Origin of the sequence: Candidatus Borreliella tachyglossi (assembly GCF_003076595.1) — a bacterium.
In the GTDB taxonomy this organism is placed as follows: domain Bacteria; phylum Spirochaetota; class Spirochaetia; order Borreliales; family Borreliaceae; genus Borrelia; species Borrelia tachyglossi.
Genome location: NZ_CP025790.1, coordinates 165 through 6,461, shown reverse-complemented (window position 1 = coordinate 6,461; position 6,297 = coordinate 165). Strand labels below are relative to the sequence as shown.

Genomic DNA, 6,297 nt, shown 5'->3' with positions numbered 1-6,297 from the left:
GCTATTTATACTAAAAACTATTTAACTAGTTAAATAGTTTTTAGTATAAATAGCTAGCTAGCTATTTATAAAAGATTCCCAATGGTCCAGTAAACATCTAAGCAAAAACTTTTCAAGCTTTTGCTTGTTTTTCACAAGAACTAACTGCTTATCCTTACTTTCTAAATTAAACTTAATAATGACGGGCTTATGCTCTTCTGAAGAATTTTTTCTAACCCTTATGTCGTTCATGATTTTATTCAAAGAGCTGCGCATGATATCTTGTTCACTTATATTTTCTTTTTCCAAATAGGTGCCAATTTTAATATATTTATATATCATAGTTCTACTTAATTTATAGTCCAAGCAAAATTCATAGAAACTATGATACCCATCAAATTTATAGAATTTATTCTTCTTTATTTCATAAAGAACCTTGGCTAATTCTATCTTATTAATAGCCTCCTCCAAAGTTCTGGCCTTAATTTCCTCCTTAAGCTTCCTATATCTCAATCTTTTCTTTTCTCTGTCAGAGATATCTCCCACTTGGGTTAAATCTCCTATTCTGCTTTTAATAGTATCAAGTATATCTATTTTCATTCTCAATCCCTCAGCATAAATATTTGTAAACTGGTTTACAAATATTTATGCTGTCCATATACCCTCAATAACCTCAGCAACTTTTAAATATTCCTTATAGTATCTTTCACTATCCTGAGGTTCTAGTCTATAAGTAATCATTTTCTGAATGGCAACACTTCTATGAATTTTAATTGGAACATATTCTTCGTAAAGCTGCTGTAAGCTATAAAAAAATTTCTTCTTGATTTTTCTATTCTCTTCATAAAGAGTTTGAATAACATAATAACTCTTAAAATCCTGTTTCTGATAGGCAGTAATTATCTCTTGCATCTTGCTTTTCAGAATATCATAGCTTTCAATTGCCCAAAGCTCCGCCGGTAAGGGAATAACAACCTTAGTAGCAATCATTAGAGAATTAATAAGTTCCTTGTTAACTGAGGGAGGAGTATCAATTAATATGTAATCATATACATCAAAATAAGGGGTTAAAATCGTTTTCAATTTATACTCTTGTCCAATAATATTCTCTCCAGAAAATTGAGATAACCTAATATGGGATGGCGCAAAATGTAAATTATCAGTTATTTCATGAACAATGCTCATGAAAGACTTTTTGGATTTTAATACTTCGTAAATATTATATTCTCTGATGTCAATTTTATTTTCAAAATAAGGAAGAAAATAAGAAGTAATACTAGCCTGCGAATCAATATCTATAAGCAAAGTTTTATGCCTTTTAGAAAAGATATATCCCAATATTATTGCTGTTACGCTTTTGCCAACTCCCCCCTTAATCGAGGAAATTGATATCACATCTCTCATCTTATACCTCTAGAATCTAAACCCCTAAATCTCTTATCATAAAATAACTTATCTAAATTATCTTCAGGAATTAAAAGCTCTTCAGATAAAGAGTTAATAATTCCAATGTCTTTTGCCTTAACTGAGATGTTAAGTTTTTTAATCTTATTTTTTATTGTAAAATAAGATACATTATTAACTTTTGCCAAAAAAAGAGGAGTATAATATTTTTTCCCTCCACATTCAATAAAAAAGATTTGCAAATTTACTCTTTCCATGATCCTTAATTACCCCTTTTGCTTTGCAATTCTTTCTTGAGTTTGTTCTTAATAAAATTCTGAGTCTTCTCACTTAGAAGTAACTCCCTTTTCCTAAAAAACAAATCTTTAGAATAGATTATACCTTTAATCTTATTTTTTTTAATATACCTTGAAAGATAAGAAGAATCACTATATCCCATCTCCTTTGAAAATTCTTTCAAATTTTTTAAAGAATTCAAAAAATCTAGCGTAACTTTCACAAAACTCTATTTCCTAAATAAGCTTTAATTGATTTTTACAATTTAATGCCCAATGTAACCAATTTTATTATACAACCATAAATATCATTTTGTAAATCAAGTTGACAAAATATTTTTTTTATTATATAAAGTAAATAAACGTTTTTCAAATAAAAACAAAAAAAAGACCTAAACAAGGCCTTAAACAAACTAAAATAAAGGATAAATCGATGAAAAATTTAAATTTCTTCTTATATAATAACAGTAAACTCAAAAAAAATCAAGTTAGGTTAATCAAACTAATTTCCATCTTAAAATACCTAAACAAAAGCAAGCTTGGATACAACCAACAAGATATACTTAACTTAGCTAACTTTTTCCTAAAAAAAGAAGGTTATTCAGTAATTAAACTTAAAACACTACAAAAAGACTTAAATTTTCTCAAAATAAACTCCATAATTAAAACATTCATAATAAGACTTGGAGAATATAAAGGTTCGAAAATAAAATATATACCCAATAAAGATGCATATCAAAGATTAAAGAAAGTGCTAAATGCAACAGAGGAATTACTAGAAAAAACATTTAATATCATATACAGAATAAATAAAAAGGAAAAATCCCAAAAAAAAACTAAGGAAAAAAATAGAACAAAAAATAGCAGTGTATATAATATAAATAATAATATAAATAATAACAAATTAACAGAAATCTCTTTGATACCCTACAAGAAAACTTTCAAAGCAAAAACGAATAGCTGGGAAAGCCAACTTACAAGAAAACAAATACAAATTTACACAACTTAAACAAAACAGAGAGCTAAAATGAATACAAAATCCTTAATTTTTGATATTTTTACAATATTCTGCCAAAACTATCAAATAGCATATGACAAATTTATTAAAATATTACATCCCAAATATTACCTAGCAAGAAATTATTCAAAGGAAGGAATAGTTAAATCTACAATCAAGCTAAAACCCACCAAATCAACAAAAAAAATAACCAATTTCAATCAGAGCAAATATACACTTCGAAATTATAAAAGATCTAATATCTTAGCACATTATACACAATATAAAATACAATGCGTTTTACGGTCCCGAATTTCCATCATAATCAAAACCAATAGTGGAAAAAGAGACATTACAATGAAAATTACTAAACTTAACATTTAATAAATGTAGTTCCTAAAACTTATTAAGACGAGCAACAGGAAAAATTTCATTTTAATCCACCACAAAGGCATGCCTATAATATAAATGCCTTTGCTCTCTAAGTGGCGTAGCAGCAGCACTAAAAGTATAAAACAAATAAAGTTTATATAATTATTTACTAGATTGAATCTCAATAATCCTTCAAGATATGAATAAGGTAAAGGGTGAATTTTTCGTTCCTGGCAAAAAATAAGCCTTCTCTTAATCCATTGTAAAATTCTTCAAAAAATACTAGTATCGTCTTAAAATTCGAGCTCTTATCATTAATTTCATAGTTATAAATCATTAAATAAAATCTTCTAGTAACGTCTCTAAATCCAAAAAAGCTAAAAATGCACTATTGTCTTGGATATCAAAGGCTAAATCATATGAAATACCATCTTTGTAGACGAAAATACCACTACCTGAAAGTGCTTTAATCTTTAAAATATTTATTGTTATCTTTCCTTTTACTAAAGCCAGCCCTGACATGCATCTAATATATAATATATGTTTAGTTGAGAAAACCTTTGCATAATATGCGGCATTATCAAGTCTAAATTCGAGGAATAATTCAACTCCATTTCCAGCTTTATTTACATCCTATTCACTTCTAATTTAAAATGAAATCTTGCTATCAAGGCTAAGATTTAAACAGAATGTAGCAATATATTTTAAGTTTTTAACATAATCAATACTCATATTATTGGATAAGTAAACCTTATAATTAACAAAAATGCCCCTAATAATTCTCATTTGATCTTGACCAAATCTACAATTTTAAACCGAGGGAGTCCTGATAAATTTAATAATTTTAAGAGAAAATTTACGCGTAAAATAAAAATTACTCCTCTTATAAATTTAAAATGAAATCTAAGAGATCCTAAATAAATAGTATTATATTACTATATTAATGAAATTATAAGGGCTTAAATTCTAGAATTTAAGCCCTTATAATTTCTAAAAAAAGGTCTATTTTAGTTCAGGTGATAATTCAAACAAAAAGAAACCCCTTGGGGAAGGGGATTATTTAAAAGAATGTATGGTATGAAGTAAATATTGATAATAAATTCTTTTAATTTTAAAAAAGGAGAATATTTAATATCTAATTATTAGTTCAAAAATTAGCCATTTCAAGTTTTTTCAAAATATCACTAACTATTTTTATTAAAATTCTGTCATGATCGATTTAATGCCTACCAATCGAGTTAAACTTATTATCATTAAGAACTTAAATCTAACTTCAACTGGAATCTTTATCCTTAAATTTGAACATGATAATTATAAAGTATCACTACTGAATGATTAAATATAGAAATCACGGGACACCATTATAATATTTAACCAAATTTGTTCCTAACTTAGTATGAAGAAAAAGATTTAAATAATTTTACCTTTTTATAAAAGTTACTCAAGTTATAAAGATATCATCTTATGGAGACAATGCATGAACAAATACTTTTTGCACTTAAATTTTATATGCTGTTATTTTTAAAAGTCTTTTCTTATGCTAGCAGAAATTAGAAAGTATTCTCTGTTTAAATTTTACTAATCAAACACCTTTAACGCTTTCATAATGTCTACCCAACGACTTTTATAAAGAAAGTCCCTTATACTCTCAGATTCGCAGCTGGTAGAGCACTTGTGCCTTACATAAGATCTAACCAGATTTGAGAGTATGTATTTTAGAGGTAGTATAAAGTGGTAGTTTAGGTTTAGGACGCATATTTTACTTGCCAAGTACAATCAATTCTATTGATTCTATATAGATACAGTAATTCTTAAATTTAGGAATACTAAACTGTTATTTGGAATTAGAAAATTAATTCTAGATTCTGCTATTTATGCTTTTCTCATATTTATTTTTCTGATCCTGAAGTAAGTAAGCTGTTGTACGTATTGCATAAAAGCCATTACGCTTTTATATAATATAGAATTTCAAGTGGATTATATTGTATCATAAAGGTTTAGAATAGTTTGTGTTCAGTGGAATACGTTTGTTTTAAACAAACGTATTCCACTGAACACAAAAAGAAAGTCCCTACTCCTATATCTTGTTTTGGAGAGGATTGATAGGAGTGTTGGGGACTGTTGATAGAATGCTTTCTACCTTATCTATATAGTTATAATATTATTTTATTTTTTTAATTTTGTAAATATTTTTAATATCTTTAATGAAAGCTATCTGCATATTGTGTACCACTGTTGGCAATAGTAAACAGTGAGATATAGACTTTAAACATGCTGTATAAGATAATTTTTATTTGATTTAAGCACCCTCTAGTTTTTCTATTGCCCTTAAGAGTTTAATTTGACCCATTTGCATTTTAGAAACTTTTTTATGTACACCCCTGGAAATTACTTCTGGATTTAATTTCCTATTCAACTTCTGCATTTCTTGAATTTCTAATTTACTTGGTTCATAATCAATCCACTTTTTATCTATCCATCCCTTTTCCCATTCATAATAACCCTCATTATAATTAGTTCCTCTAGACTCATCGAAATGTCTAGAAAGGGCTGATACTACTTTTGCTCCATACTGAAGCATTTTGTTCGATTCTGTTTCTGTAATGAATTTATCATAGTCATAAACTTTGCCCGTTTGCATATTAATAATGTCAACAATGAGTTTAAAAGTATTTATACAATTCATTGCAATATTTCCAAGAGGAAGATCAGGGCTACTTAAAGATTTAATATTAACTTCATACTTATCCTTTAAGCTCTTAGGTATTTTAAAAAAGTCAATTATAAACCCATTAACTTTGGCTTTATAATTTGCCTCATACTGAGAGTTTCCAAAGAAAGTTTCTCTTTTGCCCTCAACTACATAATTATCATAATTCAATAGCATAGGCAACTTTCTTTTTCTAATACTGTCTTGTTTAATATCTCGCATATCATAACCTCAGAAATCAAAAATTATTTCTTTTATTCTTAATTTGTATACATTATTATAATATATATCAAATAAGAATGAATACAAATATTTTAATGATTCCTAAGTTTCAATGTTTACTTTCGTAATAGTATAAGTGCTCAATAGTTAATCGACTCGAATTTCTTAGATCTTAATATTGTTTTTTTACTGTTTTGTGATAAATTTAATTTATCTTTAACCTTTAACCATTTATAAAAAGTCTTGAGGAAGTCGTTTTCACAAGGCTTTTTATTTATTTTTGTATCTTTATGCATTAAATTTGTTGATCACTTGTAAATGTAGCTTTAAGGCTGTAG

At 27.0% G+C, this 6,297-nt stretch carries 7 protein-coding genes; 1 reads left to right on the top strand and 6 read right to left on the bottom strand.

From position 1 onward, the window contains the following. Positions 1 to 57 precede the first annotated feature (57 nt). The 4 genes from CR532_RS05375 to CR532_RS05360 are packed head-to-tail and all read right to left on the bottom strand — an operon-like array spanning position 58 to position 1,882. Complete coding sequence (locus tag CR532_RS05375) at positions 58 to 579, bottom strand: chromosome replication/partitioning protein (protein WP_108729795.1); 522 nt, start codon at positions 577 to 579, stop codon at positions 58 to 60. Between the two features lie 45 nt (positions 580 to 624). Further along, positions 625 to 1,383, bottom strand: a complete 759-nt coding sequence (locus CR532_RS05370) for a ParA family protein (RefSeq protein ID WP_108729794.1) — start codon at positions 1,381 to 1,383, stop codon at positions 625 to 627. Continuing rightward, positions 1,380 to 1,640 (bottom strand): hypothetical protein, encoded by a 261-nt coding sequence (locus tag CR532_RS05365; RefSeq protein ID WP_108729793.1) that lies wholly within the window; start codon positions 1,638 to 1,640, stop codon positions 1,380 to 1,382. The genes CR532_RS05370 and CR532_RS05365 overlap by 4 nt, the downstream gene beginning before the upstream one ends. 5 nt (positions 1,641 to 1,645) lie before the next feature. After that, positions 1,646 to 1,882: a hypothetical protein gene (locus CR532_RS05360; protein ID WP_108729792.1), complete on the bottom strand. Its 237-nt coding sequence runs from the start codon at positions 1,880 to 1,882 to the stop codon at positions 1,646 to 1,648. A gap of 209 nt (positions 1,883 to 2,091) precedes the next feature. On the opposite strand from CR532_RS05360, the gene CR532_RS05355 reads away from it, so the two are divergent. Beyond that, positions 2,092 to 2,667, top strand: a complete 576-nt coding sequence (locus CR532_RS05355) for a plasmid maintenance protein (protein WP_108729791.1) — start codon at positions 2,092 to 2,094, stop codon at positions 2,665 to 2,667. A gap of 696 nt (positions 2,668 to 3,363) precedes the next feature. Here the strand turns inward: CR532_RS05355 and CR532_RS05345 are convergent. Next, the gene (locus CR532_RS05345) at positions 3,364 to 3,549 is read right to left on the bottom strand and encodes a hypothetical protein (RefSeq protein ID WP_108729789.1); all 186 of its coding nucleotides are present in this window, start codon (positions 3,547 to 3,549) and stop codon (positions 3,364 to 3,366) included. 1,777 nt (positions 3,550 to 5,326) lie between these two features. After that, positions 5,327 to 5,959 carry a hypothetical protein gene (locus CR532_RS05340; protein WP_108729788.1) on the bottom strand — a complete coding sequence of 211 codons (633 nt, stop codon included), beginning with the start codon at positions 5,957 to 5,959 and terminating at the stop codon, positions 5,327 to 5,329. Positions 5,960 to 6,297: the final 338 nt, after the last annotated feature.